Raw genomic sequence first — 18,930 nt, 5'->3', positions numbered from 1 at the left:
AGAGAGATGGATAATTAACTAGATTTAAGGTAAGATAAATTATAAAGAAAAGAAGGAGAGATACGATGTTCGATCAATTAGCAATAGGTATTTTACAAGGTCTAGTAATTTTAACATCTGTAGTTGTAGTGATTGGAATCCCTCTGGCGGATACATTACTTCGCAAAAAATAGGAGCTCTGGACATAAGAAGAATTTTTATCATAAAGCTTCGAAAACCTATAATTAGAAACCGATACTTATAAATTGATTCAACGCATAAAAGCACAAATCAATTTAAGCTATGCAAAAAACACCATTACGTTGTGATCTGACCCAAGAAAGTTAGACATATGTAATTAAGCTGCTTCAAGGACCTGAGTTCGGTATTCCACCGGGCTTAGGTCTTTTAATTTTGCCTTCATACGTTTGTTATTATAATAGTGAATATAATCCGATAGTTCCTTCTCAAAATGCTCCATGCTCTCAAATTCTTGCAGATAAAGTAGCTCAGATTTTAGTAAGCCAAAGAAATTTTCAATGACTGCATTATCCAAACAATTGCCCTTACGGGACATACTTTGTGTGATATTATGTTGTTTTAATGTTCGTTGGTATAGTTTCATTTGATAGTGCCAACCTTGGTCTGAATGTAGAAGGACTTGATCATCTGGTCGAAGCCGCATTACTGCTTGTTTTAACATATCGCCAACTAATTTATAAACTGGGCGACTCATTACCGTGTAGGCAATGATTTCACCGTTACATAAATCTAATACTGGAGATAAATAACGCTTCTCACCAAATAAATGAAATTCTGTTACGTCCGTTACCCATTTCTCGTTCATGTTTTTCGCTGTAAAATCACGATGTAAAATGTTCGGTGCAATTTTCCCGACATTTCCTTTGTATGATCGGTATTTTTTCATACGTACTTCGCATTTAATGCCCATGGCATTCATCAATTTATTAATTGTTTTTGGATCATGAGAGAAGCCATATTTCTTTAATTCTTTAGCAATTCTACGATACCCGTAACGCCCTTTATGTTCGTGGTAAATGGACTGAATAACAGCTTTAACTTCTGCATATTTATCATCACGATTTAAACGCTTTTCCCAGTAGTAATATGTGCTACGTGGAATATCAGCGACTTTAATTAATTCCACCACTTCATAGATTTCCTTTAGTTCATAAATTACTTGCGCTTTGATTTGGTTGGTAATTTTTCTTTCATTTGAACTAAAGTGTTTAACTTTTTTAAATATGCATTCTCCATTTCCAGTTGCTTTATACGCGCCTCTAGTTCTTCTACAGATCCTTCAGCTGGTAAAGTTTTCGTGTCCTTTTTCATAGGTGGTCGCCCCTTTTACTTAGAAACAAGAGTATCATAACCACCAATTTCAAACTTTATCTTCCAAGTTCGAATCAAGCCAGGAGATGAAATGTTAAATATCGCAGCTGTGTCAATAGAGGATGTACCTGTTTCGTTCATATAGTTAAGTACATTCATTTTAAACTCAGCAGAATAGTTTGTATAGGATTTTAGGAATGCCTCTCTACCGTTCTCTTGATAAAGACGAACCCAATCACTGATTACACGCCGAGTAACACCAATATCCTTCGCGATTCCATTCATTGATTCATGCCCATTTATATAACGTTCAACTGCTTGAATTTTTTGTTCGATAGAAAATTTAGCCATAAAAAAACCCCCGTAAAAGTTAGATTAGTGTCTAACTTTTACGGGGCAGTTCATTGAGAATGGTGTTTTTTTTGATTTATCCTAACTTCGTTGAGAGCCCATATCTGTAAAGACGAGATGGATATCAAATAAGAGGAGATTTTCCGCTTATATACTGAATGGAGCTGGTTTAGGGGTTATATAAGGGAAGTTTTTTCGGTTATGTTAAATAAATTTCCCTATTTTAATGTTTTTCCGGTCAATAGAGGGAATTTCTTCCGCTATTCAAGCTGTTTTTTACCTAACATTCTAAATAACGGAAATTTCTCCGTTTATTTATCAGGTTGGAAGCTTAACCGAATCTCTTCCTCCCCCAGTACCCACTCCAGTTAAGTCTACTAGCCCTCATAGTATCTGTCCAACTTAGTGTAACCGATTCATTATTAATCCCATCCCCCATAACACCCCTTTCAGCCCTCCCCATCCCAAATTATGAGAAAGCCTGCTATTTCACCACCAATATAGCGGATACTTTCGTTTTGGATGTAGATTATTAATAATTAATCCAAAAACAACTATAATAATCGCCCCGATTAAAACCGGATGAAATAAAAATCCCCAACTGTACCCGCTCATCATAATGATAATAGGGTCGCCACATGCTGGTGGATGAAAGGTTCTCGTCATAAGCATGCAAAAAATTGTACAGCAAAGGGCTAGACTCATCATTACTGGGGATGAGCCAAATAAATTCAGGATCGCTATTGCTATAAAGGAAGCAATCAGATGGCTTCCAATTACATTGCGAGGTTGGCCAACAGGTGCATTCCATGCTGTCATTACAAGCATGCTACTTGCACTGAAAGAGGCAATAAACCAGAGTGAATGCGTATATTGAGTTAACTCAAAAATAATAAACATACAAACAAAAACCCCTACCGAGGCGATGAGGGCATCTGATATTGTTGTACGGTTATTAACTGCAGTTTGTCCTTTCATTTTCTGTAGGACAGGCTTTATATGATGGTTATTAATCACAATCTAACACTCCACTAATCTATAATTTCTAATCTAAACTAAACTAAACTCTATTTCTCATGATTTCACACGAAAAAGCTACCTTACTAGTCTAATTGACCTTTAGGTAGCTTAACTATACTTACTTTAAAACGTTCAAAGGCTTTTGATATTCGACTACCCAGTCATCTGCCAGCTGCTTCATTGCAGTCCCGACATAGCCTTCTTGCTGGATTCTTTGTTGAGCCTCAATATCCCCCATCGAAATGGTTACCGTGTCCTCTTCATATTGCTGCTTCTTATGTAAATCTAAAGCAAATACATAGCGTAATTTACCACCATATGCATATTTTAAACGTACAATATGGAAGCCCTGTGAGAATTTATCCTTTAAGCTTGCTATATTGTATGGCATTACTGTTGCTGCAATATAATCAAAGTCCTTTGTATCGATTTGCTGCATGATGACTTTAGCTAGGGTTTTCTGAAGACCAAAGCCTCGAAAATCTGGATGAACATTCGAGATTTCCTGATAAAGAACCCGTTTTAAATCCGACTCATTTACTAGCCCAATCGCGTAACCCAGATGATCAGCATCAATTGCAGGTACTAAAAGTGCTCGAAAAGCAATGAGTTGTTCTTCAACAAATGTACCTACCAATAGACCTTGCCCCTCTAATATATAGAGAAATTCTTCATCTGTTAATGGCTCCAATATATCTTTATTTAGTAAGGCATCATAAACTAATTCCTGTAAAGCAAGAATCTTAGGCAAATGGTTCTTATCGAGTACCTTTACTTCAAAAGGACGCTCACCTAATAGCCCTTCATAAACTGAACTCAAAATTTCCCCACCTACTCTACTAAATCCGAGTATTGAGTAAGCTCAGCAAGAATTGCCTCATCTACACTTACACCTAAACCAGGACGTTCGTTTAGTTGAATATTTGGAATAACATAGCTTTCCTTTAGATCTCCAGGATCCTTCGAAAATTTAACTGGACCGGTTAGCTCCACACTTTTAATAATTTTTTTCGAAAAACCAACATGGAAACCAGCAGCAGAACCAATTGAAGATTCAACCATCGAACCAATTTGGCACTCCATGCCAGCCATCTCAGCCATATTCGCCAGCTTCATAGCAGGATAGATTCCACCACATTTCATCAGCTTAATGTTCACTTTATCCGCTGCACGCTTGGCAATAATCTCACGCATATTGTACATATCACGAATTCCTTCATCAATCATGACAGGAATAGTTGATTTGGATTTAATTTCTACCATTGCATCAATATCGTCCTGAGCAACAGGCTGTTCTAACCAATCAATCCCAAGAGCCTCTAAGTGTCGAATAGCAGAAAGTGTATTTGCACTATTCTCCCAGCCCTGATTTACATCAACTCGAATAGCAATTTCTTCACCAACACGTTCACGTACAGCTTTAATGCGTTTTACATCACTTAAGACATCTTGGCCCACTTTCATTTTGAAAGAGGTATATCCTTCTTCCATCTTTTGTGTGGCTTCCTCTGCCATTTTTTCAGGCTCATCAATACTTAGAACGTGTGTAACCGGAAATTTCTCATGATAACGTCCACCTATTAATTGATAAACTGGAACGCCTAACTTTTTCCCTACCGCATCAAAGCAAGCAATATCAATAGCTGCTTTTGCTGCTGGTGCCCTGTGAACCTTTTTATCCATTAGTTCATGAATCTTTTCAAACTCCATTGGATTTTGTCCAATCATTAATGGTGCTAAAGTATTTTTTAGCATCGCATAGGTTGAATGCGGAGTTTCACCTGTTATATGCTCGTCTGGAACACTTTCTCCCCAGCCGACTACCCCACACTCTGTTGTCATTTTAACTATAATCGATTGAATGTTTGGGTAAGTTGCATAGCTAATTATAAATGGATCGATTAATGGTAAATTTACTGCAAAGATTTCAACTTGCTTGATTTTCATAGTAATTAAACTTCCTTCATCTAAACTAATCTATTAGTTTGTTTTTGCTGCATTACGTAGAGTAGTTGTTAACACTTTGGCACCTGTAATTAAAGCTTCTTTGTTGAAAGTCATTTTAGGATGATGGAGACCTGGTGTTAAATCCGCACCAATTCCAATCATTGCTGCCTTTAATTTCGGTCTTAGTACCGTATAATAGTGGAAATCATCGCTACCAGGTGTGTAAATTGGTTTTTCTAAATGCTCAGTCCCTATTGCCTCGACAATTGAATCTGCGGCAATTTGAGTAGCTAACTCAGAAACCTCTGCTCCTGGTGTGCTATCCAACCAATCCCATTTTAACTCGATTCCAAACATATTGCGAATTCCTTCAAAGCCCTTATCAATTCTTTTTTGAAGCTCTTCAAGCACCGAATTTTTTTGTGCACGAATATCCATTGAAAATGTTGCGTTTCCAGGGATAATATTCGTACTTCCCCCATCTGCAACGATTTTTGTTAGCTTTGCACTATAAACCTCAAAGGGGTCAATATAAATGCTTTTTAGCATTTGTTGAATGGCAAAAATAACATCAATTGAATTTTTCCCTTGATGTGGTCTCGCTCCATGTGCATCAACCCCATGAATGGAGCCCTTCAGGAACATTGCCGCGCCATGATGAATGGCCGGTGTTACTTTTCCTAAAGGTAATTCTTCAATCGGACGTAGATGTACACCAAACAAATACGAAACATCATCGATAACACCATGCTTTACCATTTCAATTGCACCACCACCAGTCTCCTCAGCAGGCTGGAAGATAAAGCGAATGCGTTTATTTAATTTTTCATCCTTTAAATCAAGAAGCGCTCCGAGTACCATCGAAATATTGGCATCATGCCCACAAGAATGATTTGCACGCATTGTACCATCTACCTCTTGCCATAACGCATCAATATCTGCACGTACTGCAATAACTTCCTCTCCCTGTCCTATCTCTGCCACTAGACCAGTTACATCAGAAAAGAGTTTATATTTTATTTTCATTTCATCTAATATCGATGCTATTTTCTTTGTCGTTTCTACTTCCTTCCAGCTTACTTCTGGATGAGCATGAAAATGATCGAACCATCCATAGATTACTTCTTCATAAGTTTTTACCTGACCCATTTTCCACACCTCAAATTATATGTTGGCTTTCTCTATTATACATATGAAAGCGTTACTTATTAACTGCTTCTGCCTATAAATTAGAATTTTGAAAACTAATAACTCACTTCTATAATGGAAAAAACGGCAATTCCCTAGATGGATTTTGCCGTAGGAAGGAAGGAAAGTATTCCCTCCTCATATTAAATCTTATAAGCCTGAAAAGAATCCAGGTGGATATTCTTCATAATTTACAGACTCTTGATAGTTATAATCTACTTGAGCCTGCTGATTCTCTAATTCAAGCTCTTCATCTAATAAATAAGTTTCAAACTTGGATAATAATAGGTTTGTCATTATTTAAACACCTCTTAGTTTGAATTTTCTGATATTTTATATCATACACATTTCTCTTGTTCAATACAACCCATTTTCGTTAACTATGCAAAAAAAGTATCATAAAAATCGCAATTTGTGATAATTATTCATTTGCAATTGTCGAATTTTGCTTATAATCATTGTACAATACAAAAACCCAACTATATAGTGGTAGATTCTTCATTTTGGCTTTGAATTTTGTTGGCTATTGTGGCTTTTAGAAAGGAGTAAAAAAGCCCCTACTAAGAGGGACTAATTTCAAAGTATTTAATATAGTCTTACTTAATCATTAATATGAATTACAGGTAAAAATAAATCGCGAATCTCTTTCCAATTACGCACTCGTTTAAAATCCTCACAGCACTCATTATAAGGCTGGGAATATAGGATACCTTCTCCAGTAAAGGAGTGTAGCTGCTTTACATTATCATCAATGAGGTAATCTGCCTTTACTACCTTTTTGTCCCCACAGAAAATAAAGTGCTCCGGATTTAAAAATGAGAAGTGTTCAAGTAACCATTCATACTTTGCATTAAAGCAACCAGGCACATCCATTGCAGCTGTAGCAATATAGATTTCATAATGCTCACTAAGCTCCTTTAAAACTGAAATTGCATCTGGATCTAATAACTCAAGATCCCTAAAAAAGTCAGGCTCATTAATCATTAAAAAGAATTTTTTCACAAGCTCCGGATGATGTGCCTCTAGTTTAGCTACATCAAATTCTTCTTTAGAGATTGAAAGGTTAAATCGCTCCTTACAAGCTCTTGATGCCTTACCTAGGAAATCTGCTAGTACCTGATCCATATCCACCGCTATACTTTTCATAGTTACCCCCATTAATATAATATTTTTATCCTCAGCATACCTCGACATTTTTTCACCGATTCATAAATTCTAGCCCTCTTTGTTATTAGTGTAAAAAAACCTGTAACGAAAAACAATGAGAATCGGAAACTATTTACAAAAAATATATATCTTTAACAAATTCCGAACTAGTCCAATAACATGGAAAAAAGCCTGCATACGTTAATATGCAAGCCCTTTGAATCTACTAGTTCGTAGCTGTATTTAAGTCTTTGTTGTTCGGTTTGTTTTTATCTTTTGACATTAATTGTAATATGAACATAATGCCGAATACGGCTAATCCCACAAAGTCAGAGAAGGACTCTGGATAAATCATCGCTAAACCTGCCCCAAGCACGATTAAACGCTCTAGCCAGTTGATTTTACGATACCAGAATCCGATAACTCCTGCTCCAATGGCTATCATACCCATTATTGCTGTAAACACTACCCAAATCACTTGCCATAATGTCACATCGATCATTAGTAATGCTGGTGAAAATACAATCATGTATGGAATGATAAACGCTGCTATCGCTAGCTTAGCAGAATTCACCCCAGTTTTGATTGGATCCCCGCCGGATATTCCGGATGCCGCAAAGGCTGCAAGAGCAACTGGCGGTGTGATATCGGCAATAATTCCAAAATAAAATACAAAGAAGTGCGCCGATAATATAACTGTAATTGGTATTAAAGCTTGTGATACATCAGGTGCTAGTAATGTAATTATCGCTGGCGCAGCAATTGTCGATGTAATAACATAGTTTGCTGTAGTTGGTGCACCCATCCCTAATACTAGAGAGGCGATCATAACAAAGAATAATGTTAAGAAGATTTTACCGCCAGCAAGGTCTACTAAACTATTTGCTAAGCTCAAGCCAAGTCCAGTTTTTACTACTACACCAACGATAATCCCCGCACATCCAGTAGCAGCTGCAACTGCCAATGCCGTACGAGCACCATCAACTAGTGCATCGATGATTTCGCGAACACCAAACTTTATCTCTTTATTAATCAATCCAACAAGAATACATGCAACGATTCCATAAAGTGCTGCATGAATAACAGGAATTCCTGACATCATTAATACAATGATTAAGACAATTGGCGTTAATAAATAGATTTTCTTAAATATTGCTTTTCTATCTGGTATTTCTTCATCTTTTAGTCCTTGAAGTCCTAGACGTTTCGCTTCAAAGTGCGTCATAATCCAAATTCCTACGAAGTAAAGAAGGGCTGGAATAGCTGCCGCTTTTGCGATATCCCAATATGTGACACCGCGGCCAATAAACTCAACCATTAAAAAAGCTGCTGCACCCATAATCGGAGGCATTAACTGACCACCAGTAGAAGCAGCTGCTTCTACTGCTCCTGCAAATTCCTTTTTATACCCTAATTTTTTCATCATTGGAATTGTATAAGAACCTGATGTTACTACATTCGCTACAGAACTTCCTGAGATAGTACCCTGCAAAGCAGAAGAGAAAATTGCAACTTTAGCAGGACCACCTACTAATTTCCCTGCTATAGCGATGGCTAAATCATTAAAATATCCACCTACACCCGTTTTAACAAGGAAGGCTCCAAATAATAAGAAAGCAAAGATGTATGTTGCAGAAACACTAAGTGGTGTTCCTAAAATACCGTCTGTTGAGTAGTACATTAGGTTAACAATCTGTTCTAAAGACTGGCCACGATGGGATAAGAAATCTGGCATATACCGTCCAAACATAGCGTAAGCCAGGAATAAAGCGGCGATAATTGCAATTGGTAAACCAACTGCACGTCTTGCCCCCTCTAATACTAATATGATTACGATAAGACCGACAATAAAGTCCATTTGTGTAATACTACCAAGACTTTTAACTAGTCGTTCATAGTTAATCGTCCAATATAGCCCCGAACCCATGGCAGCTATTGCAAGGATGTAATCATAAAACGGTACTTTATCTTTTCTTCCCTTTTTAAAGGACGGGAATAGTAAAAAGATAAATGTTAAAGCAAAGCCTAAATGGATTGAACGTTGAATATAGGCAGTAAATTGACCGAAAATAGCTGTATATAATTGGAATAGTGAAAATGAAAGTAAACCAATATAGATAACCCATTTCATTACACCAGCTAGTCGTCGCAAGTTCGATTCTGTATCATATTTTTCTAATAATTGCTGTTGCTGTTCTTGAGATAACGCTTCAATTTGGTCTGCTGCAGGTATATTTTCCATACTGCCTGCACCAACTTTAGAAGACTTTTTGTCATCCTTTTTCATGTAACATAACAACTCCTTTCAGCTTCTCAAATAATGAAATCCTTTTGATTTCAAATAGAAAGGCATTTCCTCGTCCTAATGACTTTTTTAAATCATAGGTATTCCCTTCATAAATAAACGCTAATTCTAGATTAATATCTCCAACATAAAGTGTAAAGCTATCAATTATTTGATTCTCAAATTCAAGCTTATATTTACCATTTTTATAGCTCAATGTTTGACCCTCCTCAGCATGCGCAGGCATACCGATGGCAACATCCTCATATTCCATTGAAAGTAGCCGTATCTGATTAGAGTCAGTTACTTCATAGGTTTCAAGTACATCTGTTAAATGAATTGAATGGATATAGCGGATAATAAATTTATTATCTTTTGTTACGTTTATGTAAGTACTTTTGGGATGATTCGTTTTTGTTTCTTCAAACGACAGCACCGTATAATTTGGTGAAAACAAAAAAATAATACCAAGTATAGATACAACTAAGAGTAAAATTGCTCTTTTCATTACATCGCCTCATCTAATCAAATGTTCCTTAAAAAGTACACTGAGCTATATATAAGAAAGCAAAGTCAAAAAGAGCTTGAAGAAGCAGTTTCTTCAAGCTCTTCTTTACTACTTATTTATTGTTCATCAAAGTATTTTTGAGCACCTGGATGAACGTCAATTCCAATACCATCTAAAGCAGTTTCAGTTTTAATGAACTCTCCTTTAGGATGACTGATTTCGCCAGCATTTCCGTAAATTGCTTTTGCAATTCCGTATGCTACATCTTCAGATAAATCTGATTTAACTGCAATCATAGCTAAAACTGATACAGTTGGAACTTCTGAAGTTAATCCATAAGTACCTGAAGGAATTGTATCTACTGCATAATAAGGATATTTTTCAATTAGAGCTTCAGCTTTGTCAGCTTCAACCGGTACGATTACTACATCAGCTGTTGCACCTAATGCTTCAACAGCTGCTGTTGGGTAACCAGCTGTGATAAACGCAGCATCGATTTGACCAGTATTTAAACCATCAGTTGATTCACCAAAGTCTAAATTTTGTGCTTGAATATCGTCCATAGTTAAACCATGTACTTCTAATAATTGCTCAGCATTTGCATAAGTACCAGAACCTGGTGCACCTACTGATACCTTTTTACCTTTTAAATCATCAAATGAAGTGATTCCAGATTTTGAAGTTGTCACTAAGTGAATTGTTTCTGGATATAATCCACCGATTGCCACAAGATCTTCAACCGCCTGTCCTTCAAACATTAACTCACCATTTTTTGCATAGTAAGCGATATCTGTTTGTAGGAAAGCAATTTCAGCATCGCCAGCTTTTAATGCATTAGCATTTGCTGCAGATGCTTGAGAAACTTCAGCAGTTGTTTTAATACCCGTTTCATCTGAAATTAAATCTGCAAAAGTACCACCTAGAGCATAATAAGTACCTTGTGTACCACCAGTTGCTAAACTTAAAAAATCATTAGATTTTGTTTCTTCAGAGTTACCGTCAGTAGCCTCATCTCCGCCACAAGCCGCAAGAACTAGAAGTAACAAACCTAAAACTGTCATTAGTAAATAATTATTTTTCTTCAACTAAAACCCTCCAGTACTAAATTGTTACATTACAGTTTCAATTGTAACTATTCACTTTCCCTTGTGTCAATGATTTTGACACTCTATTAATAGAGTAATTGGTATTTTTACAGCATGAAGGCGCTTTCTTAAAGAGGTTTTAGATATTCCACTATAACGATTTTCCTAGATAGATAGCTTCTTGTTATAATACAGAATTAGTAATTACTGGTATTAACGAACTACATATGCAATTTTAAACCTAAAATAGACTAGCAAATTATTATATTACTTTAAATAAATTTCTACTTTTTAAAATTGAAAAATATGTAAATTCGAATTTCCCTACATACCCATGTAAAGAATTGATTTTCCTCCTCTTTCTAAAATTCAGAAAAAAACTGTGCAAAAGCGCAAAATTTTGCCTTTTTACACAGCCAATTTACTATTTAGAAGAACTAATAACACCACATGCTATACGATCTCCTGAGTTTCCAGATGGGTCTGTTTTATAATCATCTGGACCTTCATGAATTACAATTGCACTACCATCCTTGTCCAAGATAGAGTTTTCCATACCCGGTTCTAATGTTAAGTTTTTCGCTACAAATTCAACTTGAACCGTTCCATCCTCTTCTGGTGCAATGTTTGGTAAATCTCCAAGGTGAGGTCCTTTTGGATTTTCGATACCATGTTGTTTTTCAAGTGGGTTAAAATGTGCTCCAGCTGATTCAAATGTAGGCTTTTCACATTTTCCTACCTCATGGATATGAATACCATGCTCGCCTTCTGGAACTTTAGTTAGTCCAAGAGATATTAATACACCATCTGAGCCTTCAGTTAACTCCATATGTCCAATTTCATTACCTTCATTATCTACAACATTAGCTGCTGCCTTTAAAGTCTCTGGCGCCGCAACTGGTATTTGTTTTTCATCTTCAGCCATTCCAAAAAATCCACAGCCACTCAAAAGAACTGTCATACTACCTAAAACAATAAGATTTTTCCACATATTCATACCCTCCTATATGTACAAGTATTACCCATAATTATGAGAAGTATTCCGATACTGTGGAAAGATACCATTTATACTATTTTAGAGAAAATATTGATTTTCCATGTGGTTAGACCGATATAAAACAAAAGGAGTGATGAATATATGGAATTAAGTTCATTTATGTCTACACAAGTGGCACAGCTACAGCAAACAGTGCAACTGAGCATTATGAATAAATCGCTTAACATGGGTGCAGCCAGTGCTGTTCAAATGCTAGAGCAAATGCCAGCACAGCAACCGGCTGCCCCACACCCTCATAAAGGAACAACGATTGACGTTTCTGTATAAGGGAAAGGATCTTTGATTTTAATCAAAGGTCTTTTTTTACAAAGTTCTCTCTATTACCATAAGCCAAAGAGCAAGGTAGGATATATTGATAAAAGAACACCCCTCATCAATTTTCTTAAAAAAGAATTATTTTATTTACAATTTAGTTCACATTTTTACCGCTGTTGCATATCTTATAAATTAAACCATTTAAATTTTATTATTTGTAAATACCTTATTAATTGTTTGTTAAATGATTTAAATCCACATCTATTGGGGTAAGAATAATTGTATGATGCAGATATAGGCATATTTATTATGCTAAAAAAGTTGAGGAGTGATTTTTATAGGTATCCATAGATTTTTTACAAGCTTAAATGATTTAGAAAGAATTTTCCGTGCTCCTGGTCGTTTTAAATTCGAAGAGCATAATGTAGCTGCTCATTCTTGGAAGGTTTCACAATATGCTATGTTTTTTGCTACACTCGAAGAAATGAATGGTGCAACGATTAATTGGAAGTCACTATATGAAAAAACAATCAATCACGATTTTGCTGAGGTGTTCATTGGTGACATTAAAACACCAGTTAAGCATGCAAGTATAGAGCTTAAACAAATGCTAGCCCATGTTGAAGAGAAAATGATGGAAAAATTCATACAGGAAGAAATACCTTCAGATTTTCAAGAAGTCTTCTCTGAACGTATGAAGGAGGGAAAAGACGAAACAATTGAGGGCCGTTTACTAGAGTTTTCAGACAAACTTGACCAATTTTATGAGTCCTTTGCAGAGTTAAAGCGTGGGAACACTGATAAGGAGTTCGTAATTATGTACCAGCAGGCCCTAGAAAAGCTATTGAAGATGCCTCTTCATGTAAGCGTCCGTTATTTCCGTAATGAAATTTTAAATGATGTAATGCATGAGGACACGCAAATTAATATTGCTGCCCTTACGAATGAAGTGTTAAATACATCAGAATAATTTTAAAAAGTTTTCCAATAATGGAAGGCTTTTTATTTTATCAAAAAATCAATATTACTTCGATTTAAGCCTATTTTGTCCTCTCCACTTATCCAACCATCCCGTTAAATCCATTATTTACAATGGAAAATCGCATGATAAAAATTTGACAATTATCTGCGATAGTACTTACTTGCACAACCCCAAATAATCGTTTAATATAACATTAAAGCTGCGTTGTTCGTACACATATTAAGTTTTAACCTTTGAACTGTAAAAGGGAGTTTTATATAGAAGATGGAATGGCGAGCGTCACACCAAGGTGAATGACGATATACAGGAATTCTTTTGCGAACACCCACTTTGAGGAGTGGTGGTTAAAAACTTTCTATAATTATTACGGCAAGGCGGCTTTGCCATACATATTGTATAGCAAGGCTCATAAGAAATCTTCCTGCATTCATTTGCCGGAAGATTTTTTTGTTGTCTAGTTAAGTTAATTAATTGATTGATGGTTTCTATCCAGATGATCAAGAAACAGAATATCTAGACTAAGCCAATCTTTTTAGAAAGCCCTTAGACACTTTTTATGCATTCGATGATGAAGTTCTTATTAATTAGAAAAAAAGACGTGTAGCAAATGCTACACGTCTTTTTATGACCCGTACGGGATTCGAACCCGTGTTACCGCCGTGAAAGGGCGGTGTCTTAACCACTTGACCAACGGGCCGTGGCTCCGAAGGTAGGACTCGAACCTACGACCAACCGGTTAACAGCCGGTTGCTCTACCACTGAGCTACTTCGGAAAAATTGTATGGTGGGCCTAAATGGACTCGAACCATCGACCTCACGCTTATCAGGCGTGCGCTCTAACCAGCTGAGCTATAGGCCCCAATTGGAGCGGGTGATGAGAATCGAACTCACGACATCAGCTTGGAAGGCTGAGGTTTTACCATTAAACTACACCCGCAAAAAATGGTGGGTCAGGACGGAATCGAACCGCCGACACTTAGAGCTTCAATCTAATGCTCTACCAACTGAGCTACTGACCCGTTCAACTTAAATTTCATAAAAAAATGGCGGTCCCGACCGGGATCGAACCGGCGATCTCCTGCGTGACAGGCAGGCATGTTAACCGCTACACCACGGGACCATTTGGTTGCGGGGACAGGATTTGAACCTGCGACCTTCGGGTTATGAGCCCGACGAGCTACCACTGCTCCACCCCGCGAAAATATAATTGATTGAATATGTATTAGAATAAAAATGGCGGAGGCAGTAGGATTCGAACCCACGCGCGGTGTAACCCGCCTGTCGGTTTTCAAGACCGATCCCTTCAGCCAGACTTGGGTATGCCTCCGAGTTTATATGGTGGCGGCAGAGGGGATCGAACCCCCGACCTCACGGGTATGAACCGTACGCTCTAGCCAGCTGAGCTACGCCGCCATTGAAAAATTATAAGTTTTGGTGGAGCCTAGCGGGATCGAACCGCTGACCTCCTGCGTGCAAGGCAGGCGCTCTCCCAGCTGAGCTAAGGCCCCATTAATAAAGTTAAAGTTAATGGTCGAGAAGACAGGATTCGAACCTGCGACCCCTTGGTCCCAAACCAAGTGCTCTACCAAGCTGAGCTACTTCTCGTTATATGGCGCGCCCGGCAGGAGTCGAACCCACAACCTTCTGATCCGTAGTCAGACGCTCTATCCAATTGAGCTACGGGCGCATATATGAAATGGTGCCGAGGACCGGAATCGAACCGGTACGGTAGTCACCTACCGCAGGATTTTAAGTCCTGTGCGTCTGCCAGTTCCGCCACCCCGGCACATTTGGAGCGGAAGACGAGGTTCGAACTCGCGACCCCCACCTTGGCAAGGTGGTGTTCTACCACTGAACTACTTCCGCATGTGCATATATATTAAGTATTTAATTTCATAGTTTAATAAAAAACTGGTGAGCCATGAAGGACTTGAACCTTCGACCCTCTGATTAAAAGTCAGATGCTCTACCACTGAGCTAATGGCTCTTGCAAATGGTGGAGGGGGACGGATTCGAACCGCCGAACCCGAAGGAGCGGATTTACAGTCCGCCGCGTTTAGCCACTTCGCTACCCCTCCATTTAAACGATGCCGGCGAAAGGAGTCGAACCCTCGACCTACTGATTACAAGTCAGTTGCTCTACCAACTGAGCTACACCGGCATATTTATGGTGGAGGATGACGGGCTCGAACCGCCGACCCCCTGCTTGTAAGGCAGGTGCTCTCCCAGCTGAGCTAATCCTCCACATTAAGAAACAAGCGAAGCGACGTCCTACTCTCACAGGGGGAAGCCCCCAACTACCATCGGCGCTAAAGAGCTTAACTTCCGTGTTCGGTATGGGAACGGGTGTGACCTCTTTGCCATCATCACTTCACTTATTTAGTTGAAAAGAAACTTGTTCTCTCAAAACTGGATAAAGACATTGATTGCATTCAAGATTTGGTTAAGTCCTCGATCGATTAGTATTCGTCAGCTCCATGTGTCACCACACTTCCACCTCGAACCTATCTACCTCATCGTCTTTGAGGGATCTTACTTACTTGCGTAATGGGAAATCTCATCTTGAGGGGGGCTTCATGCTTAGATGCTTTCAGCACTTATCCCGTCCACACATAGCTACCCAGCGATGCCTTTGGCAAGACAACTGGTACACCAGCGGTGTGTCCATCCCGGTCCTCTCGTACTAAGGACAGCTCCTCTCAAATTTCCTACGCCCACGACGGATAGGGACCGAACTGTCTCACGACGTTCTGAACCCAGCTCGCGTACCGCTTTAATGGGCGAACAGCCCAACCCTTGGGACCGACTACAGCCCCAGGATGCGATGAGCCGACATCGAGGTGCCAAACCTCCCCGTCGATGTGGACTCTTGGGGGAGATAAGCCTGTTATCCCCGGGGTAGCTTTTATCCGTTGAGCGATGGCCCTTCCATGCGGAACCACCGGATCACTAAGCCCGTCTTTCGACCCTGCTCGACTTGTAGGTCTCGCAGTCAAGCTCCCTTGTGCCTTTACACTCTACGAATGATTTCCAACCATTCTGAGGGAACCTTTGGGCGCCTCCGTTACCTTTTAGGAGGCGACCGCCCCAGTCAAACTGTCCACCTGACACTGTCTCCTGCCCCGCTAAGGGGCATGGGTTAGAATTTCAATACAACCAGGGTAGTATCCCACCGACGCCTCCCTCGAAGCTGGCGCTCCGAGTTCTCTGGCTCCTACCTATCCTGTACAAGTTGTACCAAAATTCAATATCAGGCTACAGTAAAGCTCCACGGGGTCTTTCCGTCCTGTCGCGGGTAACCTGCATCTTCACAGGTACTATAATTTCACCGAGTCTCTCGTTGAGACAGTGCCCAGATCGTTACGCCTTTCGTGCGGGTCGGAACTTACCCGACAAGGAATTTCGCTACCTTAGGACCGTTATAGTTACGGCCGCCGTTTACTGGGGCTTCAATTCAGAGCTTCGCTTGCGCTAACCCCTCCTCTTAACCTTCCAGCACCGGGCAGGCGTCAGCCCCTATACGTCACCTTACGGTTTTGCAGAGACCTGTGTTTTTGCTAAACAGTCGCCTGGGCCTATTCACTGCGGCTCTCATTGCTGAGAGCACCCCTTCTCCCGAAGTTACGGGGTCATTTTGCCGAGTTCCTTAACGAGAGTTCTCTCGCACACCTTAGGATTCTCTCCTCGACTACCTGTGTCGGTTTGCGGTACGGGCACCTCCCGCCTCGCTAGAGGCTTTTCTTGGCAGCGTGAAATCAGATACTTCGCTCATAAGAGCTCCCCATCACAGCTCAACGTTACAGGAAGCGGATTTGCCTACTTCCACGCCTTACTGCTTGGGCGTACTCAACCAACGGTACGCTTATCTTATCCTACTGCGTCCCCCCATTACTCAAACGGCGGGGAGGTGGTACAGGAATATCAACCTGTTGTCCATCGTCTACGCCTATCGGCCTCGACTTAGGTCCCGACTAACCCTGAGCGGACGAGCCTTCCTCAGGAAACCTTAGTCATACGGTGGATGGGATTCTCACCCATCTTTCGCTACTCATACCGGCATTCTCACTTCTAAGCGCTCCACCAGTCCTTCCGGTCTGACTTCAACGCACTTAGAACGCTCTCCTACCACGGAACATCTAAGATGTTCCATCCACAGCTTCGGTGAATCGTTTAGCCCCGATACATTTTCGGCGCAGCGTCACTCGACCAGTGAGCTATTACGCACTCTTTAAATGATGGCTGCTTCTAAGCCAACATCCTGGTTGTCTAAGCAACGCCACATCCTTTTCCACTTAACGATTACTTTGGGACCTTAGCTGGTGGTCTGGGCTGTTTCCCTTTTGACTACGGATCTTATCACTCGCAGTCTGACTCCCGTGTATAAATATCTGGCATTCGGAGTTTGTCTGAATTCGGTAAAGCGAGATGCCCCCCTAGTCCAAACAGTGCTCTACCTCCAGTATTCTCAATCACGAGGCTAGCCCTAAAGCTATTTCGGAGAGAACCAGCTATCTCCAGGTTCGATTGGAATTTCTCCGCTACCCACACCTCATCCCCGCACTTTTCAACGTGCGTGGGTTCGGGCCTCCAGTGAGTGTTACCTCACCTTCACCCTGGACATGGGTAGATCACCTGGTTTCGGGTCTACGACCACGTACTCATTCGCCCTATTCAGACTCGCTTTCGCTACGGCTCCGCCTTCTCAGCTTAACCTTGCACGTAATCGTAACTCGCCGGTTCATTCTACAAAAGGCACGCTATCACCCATTAACGGGCTCTAACTACTTGTAGGCACACGGTTTCAGGATCTATTTCACTCCCCTTCCGGGGTGCTTTTCACCTTTCCCTCACGGTACTGGTTCACTATCGGTCACTAGGTAGTATTTAGCCTTGGGAGATGGTCCTCCCGGATTCCGACGGAATTTCACGTGTTCCGCCGTACTCAGGATACACTCAAGAGAGAATGAACTTTCGACTACGGGGCTTTTACCCGCTACGGCGGACCTTTCCAGGTCGCTTCGTCTAACTCATTCCTTTGTAACTCTTATGTTGAGTGTCCTACAACCCCAAGAGGCAAGCCTCTTGGTTTGGGCTCTTCCCGTTTCGCTCGCCGCTACTCAGGGAATCGAATAATTTCTTTCTCTTCCTCCAGGTACTTAGATGTTTCAGTTCCCTGGGTCTGCCTTCAAGACGCTATGTATTCACGTCAAGATACTGTTCCATTACGAACAGTGGGTTCCCCCATTCGGAAATCTCCGGATCAAAGCTCACTTACAGCTCCCCGAAGCATATCGGTGTTAGTGCCGTCCTTCTTCGGCTCCTAGTGCCAAGGCATCCACCGTGCGCCCTTAATAACTTAACCTAGTTCGGCTTCCAATCCACATCGTTATACTGTGTCAACTGCACTCACTCACATCCTCATGTACTAAAGTACACTGCGGTGTTCGCTCGCTTGTTTCCTTGTCTAACTCGTGTCTTGAAACCCTCGATTAAAAGTTACTGCTTTTCTTAAAAAGAAAAGACTTAAGAACTACACAATCAATTACTTGAATTTTGTTGCTTTCAATGTCGTTTTATCCAGTTTTCAAAGAACAAATCAGCTGACTTCAATCACATCGTGATTAAACATCAGTGATATTACTCCGTGCAGATTTGCGACGATAGCTTTGAGTTACCTCTTTGCTTATTCTTCGCGGCAGGAGCACATTTTGAAGTTTCATTACTGAACCTTCAAAACTGAACACAAAACGTTAATGTTGGTTTGACCTCGGAAGG

12 protein-coding genes, 18 tRNA genes, 2 rRNA genes, 1 other RNA gene and 1 pseudogene are annotated in these 18,930 nt (G+C 40.1%); 3 read left to right on the top strand and 31 right to left on the bottom strand.

Annotated features, from left to right (window positions below):
• Nucleotides 1–337 precede the first annotated feature (337 nt).
• From LG296_RS01375 to LG296_RS01325, 11 genes and pseudogenes are all read right to left on the bottom strand, one after another.
• Nucleotides 338–1,683, bottom strand: a pseudogene (locus tag LG296_RS01375) (IS3 family transposase).
• Nucleotides 1,684–2,172: 489 nt separating this feature from the next.
• The gene (locus tag LG296_RS01370; RefSeq protein WP_107937782.1) at nucleotides 2,173–2,700 is read right to left on the bottom strand and encodes an HPP family protein; all 528 of its coding nucleotides are present in this window, start codon (nucleotides 2,698–2,700) and stop codon (nucleotides 2,173–2,175) included.
• Between the two features lie 121 nt (nucleotides 2,701–2,821).
• A complete protein-coding gene (locus tag LG296_RS01365; RefSeq protein ID WP_107937780.1) occupies nucleotides 2,822–3,523 on the bottom strand; it encodes an N-acetyltransferase in 702 nt (233 codons plus the stop codon).
• A gap of 11 nt (nucleotides 3,524–3,534) precedes the next feature.
• Complete coding sequence (locus LG296_RS01360) at nucleotides 3,535–4,650, bottom strand: mandelate racemase/muconate lactonizing enzyme family protein (protein WP_107937778.1); 1,116 nt, start codon at nucleotides 4,648–4,650, stop codon at nucleotides 3,535–3,537.
• A 33-nt stretch (nucleotides 4,651–4,683) separates the two neighbouring features.
• The gene (locus LG296_RS01355) at nucleotides 4,684–5,799 is read right to left on the bottom strand and encodes an amidohydrolase (RefSeq protein ID WP_107937776.1); all 1,116 of its coding nucleotides are present in this window, start codon (nucleotides 5,797–5,799) and stop codon (nucleotides 4,684–4,686) included.
• A gap of 189 nt (nucleotides 5,800–5,988) precedes the next feature.
• Entirely contained in the window at nucleotides 5,989–6,135 is a 147-nt protein-coding gene (locus tag LG296_RS01350) for a hypothetical protein (protein ID WP_181418119.1), read from the bottom strand.
• A gap of 303 nt (nucleotides 6,136–6,438) precedes the next feature.
• Complete coding sequence (locus tag LG296_RS01345) at nucleotides 6,439–6,984, bottom strand: 5' nucleotidase, NT5C type (RefSeq protein ID WP_107937774.1); 546 nt, start codon at nucleotides 6,982–6,984, stop codon at nucleotides 6,439–6,441.
• A 226-nt stretch (nucleotides 6,985–7,210) separates the two neighbouring features.
• Complete coding sequence (locus LG296_RS01340; RefSeq protein WP_107937786.1) at nucleotides 7,211–9,226, bottom strand: TRAP transporter permease; 2,016 nt, start codon at nucleotides 9,224–9,226, stop codon at nucleotides 7,211–7,213.
• 31 nt (nucleotides 9,227–9,257) lie between these two features.
• Entirely contained in the window at nucleotides 9,258–9,776 is a 519-nt protein-coding gene (locus LG296_RS01335) for a DUF1850 domain-containing protein (protein ID WP_107937772.1), read from the bottom strand.
• A gap of 116 nt (nucleotides 9,777–9,892) precedes the next feature.
• Nucleotides 9,893–10,861 (bottom strand): TAXI family TRAP transporter solute-binding subunit, encoded by a 969-nt coding sequence (locus LG296_RS01330; RefSeq protein ID WP_251401912.1) that lies wholly within the window; start codon nucleotides 10,859–10,861, stop codon nucleotides 9,893–9,895.
• A 424-nt stretch (nucleotides 10,862–11,285) separates the two neighbouring features.
• Nucleotides 11,286–11,852: a superoxide dismutase family protein gene (locus LG296_RS01325; RefSeq protein ID WP_107937768.1), complete on the bottom strand. Its 567-nt coding sequence runs from the start codon at nucleotides 11,850–11,852 to the stop codon at nucleotides 11,286–11,288.
• Between the two features lie 147 nt (nucleotides 11,853–11,999).
• Here LG296_RS01325 and LG296_RS01320 point away from each other — a divergent pair, with 147 nt between their 5' ends.
• The 3 genes from LG296_RS01320 to ssrS all read left to right on the top strand — a co-directional run bounded on the left by LG296_RS01320 (nucleotide 12,000) and on the right by ssrS (nucleotide 13,540).
• Entirely contained in the window at nucleotides 12,000–12,185 is a 186-nt protein-coding gene (locus LG296_RS01320) for a YjfB family protein (protein ID WP_107937766.1), read from the top strand.
• 316 nt (nucleotides 12,186–12,501) lie between these two features.
• Nucleotides 12,502–13,143, top strand: coding sequence for a YfbR-like 5'-deoxynucleotidase (locus tag LG296_RS01315; protein ID WP_181418120.1), 642 nt, complete (start codon nucleotides 12,502–12,504; stop codon nucleotides 13,141–13,143).
• Nucleotides 13,144–13,348: 205 nt separating this feature from the next.
• Nucleotides 13,349–13,540, top strand: a non-coding RNA gene (ssrS, locus tag LG296_RS01310) — 6S RNA.
• Between the two features lie 240 nt (nucleotides 13,541–13,780).
• On the opposite strand, the gene LG296_RS01305 is transcribed toward ssrS, so the two are convergent.
• The 20 genes from LG296_RS01305 to LG296_RS01210 form a co-directional block, all read right to left on the bottom strand.
• A tRNA-Glu gene (locus LG296_RS01305) sits at nucleotides 13,781–13,852 on the bottom strand.
• A gap of 1 nt (nucleotide 13,853) precedes the next feature.
• Nucleotides 13,854–13,928, bottom strand: a tRNA-Asn gene (locus LG296_RS01300).
• A gap of 9 nt (nucleotides 13,929–13,937) precedes the next feature.
• Nucleotides 13,938–14,014 (bottom strand) — tRNA-Ile (locus LG296_RS01295).
• A 4-nt stretch (nucleotides 14,015–14,018) separates the two neighbouring features.
• Nucleotides 14,019–14,092, bottom strand: a tRNA-Gly gene (locus LG296_RS01290).
• Nucleotides 14,093–14,098: 6 nt separating this feature from the next.
• Nucleotides 14,099–14,174 (bottom strand) — tRNA-Phe (locus LG296_RS01285).
• A 25-nt stretch (nucleotides 14,175–14,199) separates the two neighbouring features.
• Nucleotides 14,200–14,275 (bottom strand) — tRNA-Asp (locus LG296_RS01280).
• Nucleotides 14,276–14,278: 3 nt separating this feature from the next.
• Nucleotides 14,279–14,353, bottom strand: a tRNA-Met gene (locus tag LG296_RS01275).
• Between the two features lie 36 nt (nucleotides 14,354–14,389).
• Nucleotides 14,390–14,482: transfer RNA gene (locus LG296_RS01270), tRNA-Ser, on the bottom strand.
• Nucleotides 14,483–14,491: 9 nt separating this feature from the next.
• Nucleotides 14,492–14,568: transfer RNA gene (locus LG296_RS01265), tRNA-Met, on the bottom strand.
• Between the two features lie 19 nt (nucleotides 14,569–14,587).
• Nucleotides 14,588–14,663, bottom strand: a tRNA-Ala gene (locus tag LG296_RS01260).
• 20 nt (nucleotides 14,664–14,683) lie between these two features.
• Nucleotides 14,684–14,760 (bottom strand) — tRNA-Pro (locus LG296_RS01255).
• A gap of 5 nt (nucleotides 14,761–14,765) precedes the next feature.
• Nucleotides 14,766–14,842, bottom strand: a tRNA-Arg gene (locus LG296_RS01250).
• A 10-nt stretch (nucleotides 14,843–14,852) separates the two neighbouring features.
• Nucleotides 14,853–14,941: transfer RNA gene (locus LG296_RS01245), tRNA-Leu, on the bottom strand.
• A 5-nt stretch (nucleotides 14,942–14,946) separates the two neighbouring features.
• A tRNA-Gly gene (locus tag LG296_RS01240) sits at nucleotides 14,947–15,021 on the bottom strand.
• Nucleotides 15,022–15,067: 46 nt separating this feature from the next.
• Nucleotides 15,068–15,142: transfer RNA gene (locus tag LG296_RS01235), tRNA-Lys, on the bottom strand.
• Between the two features lie 7 nt (nucleotides 15,143–15,149).
• Nucleotides 15,150–15,233 (bottom strand) — tRNA-Tyr (locus tag LG296_RS01230).
• A gap of 10 nt (nucleotides 15,234–15,243) precedes the next feature.
• Nucleotides 15,244–15,316: transfer RNA gene (locus LG296_RS01225), tRNA-Thr, on the bottom strand.
• Nucleotides 15,317–15,323: 7 nt separating this feature from the next.
• Nucleotides 15,324–15,399, bottom strand: a tRNA-Val gene (locus LG296_RS01220).
• Nucleotides 15,400–15,413: 14 nt separating this feature from the next.
• A 5S ribosomal RNA gene (gene rrf / locus LG296_RS01215) occupies nucleotides 15,414–15,529 on the bottom strand.
• Between the two features lie 65 nt (nucleotides 15,530–15,594).
• Nucleotides 15,595–18,517, bottom strand: a 23S ribosomal RNA gene (locus LG296_RS01210).
• Nucleotides 18,518–18,930: the final 413 nt, after the last annotated feature.

Source organism: Ureibacillus chungkukjangi, from assembly GCF_044795995.1.
GTDB classification, from domain to species: domain Bacteria; phylum Bacillota; class Bacilli; order Bacillales_A; family Planococcaceae; genus Ureibacillus; species Ureibacillus chungkukjangi.
Note: the sequence above shows the minus strand (reverse complement) of the source record. Positions and strands in the feature narration are given on the sequence as shown.

What these genes read in the sequence shown, in the direction of transcription:
- LG296_RS01360 (WP_107937778.1), bottom strand. Translation starts at nt 4,650, where the DNA reads ATGAAAATCAAGCAAGTTGAAATCTTTGCAGTAAATTTACCATTAATC.
- LG296_RS01355 (WP_107937776.1), bottom strand. Translation starts at nt 5,799, where the DNA reads ATGGGTCAGGTAAAAACTTATGAAGAAGTAATCTATGGATGGTTCGAT.
- LG296_RS01350 (WP_181418119.1), bottom strand. Translation starts at nt 6,135, where the DNA reads ATGACAAACCTATTATTATCCAAGTTTGAAACTTATTTATTAGATGAA.
- LG296_RS01345 (WP_107937774.1), bottom strand. Translation starts at nt 6,984, where the DNA reads ATGAAAAGTATAGCGGTGGATATGGATCAGGTACTAGCAGATTTCCTA.
- LG296_RS01340 (WP_107937786.1), bottom strand. Translation starts at nt 9,226, where the DNA reads ATGGAAAATATACCTGCAGCAGACCAAATTGAAGCGTTATCTCAAGAA.
- LG296_RS01335 (WP_107937772.1), bottom strand. Translation starts at nt 9,776, where the DNA reads ATGAAAAGAGCAATTTTACTCTTAGTTGTATCTATACTTGGTATTATT.
- LG296_RS01325 (WP_107937768.1), bottom strand. Translation starts at nt 11,852, where the DNA reads ATGTGGAAAAATCTTATTGTTTTAGGTAGTATGACAGTTCTTTTGAGT.
- LG296_RS01320 (WP_107937766.1), top strand. Translation starts at nt 12,000, where the DNA reads ATGGAATTAAGTTCATTTATGTCTACACAAGTGGCACAGCTACAGCAA.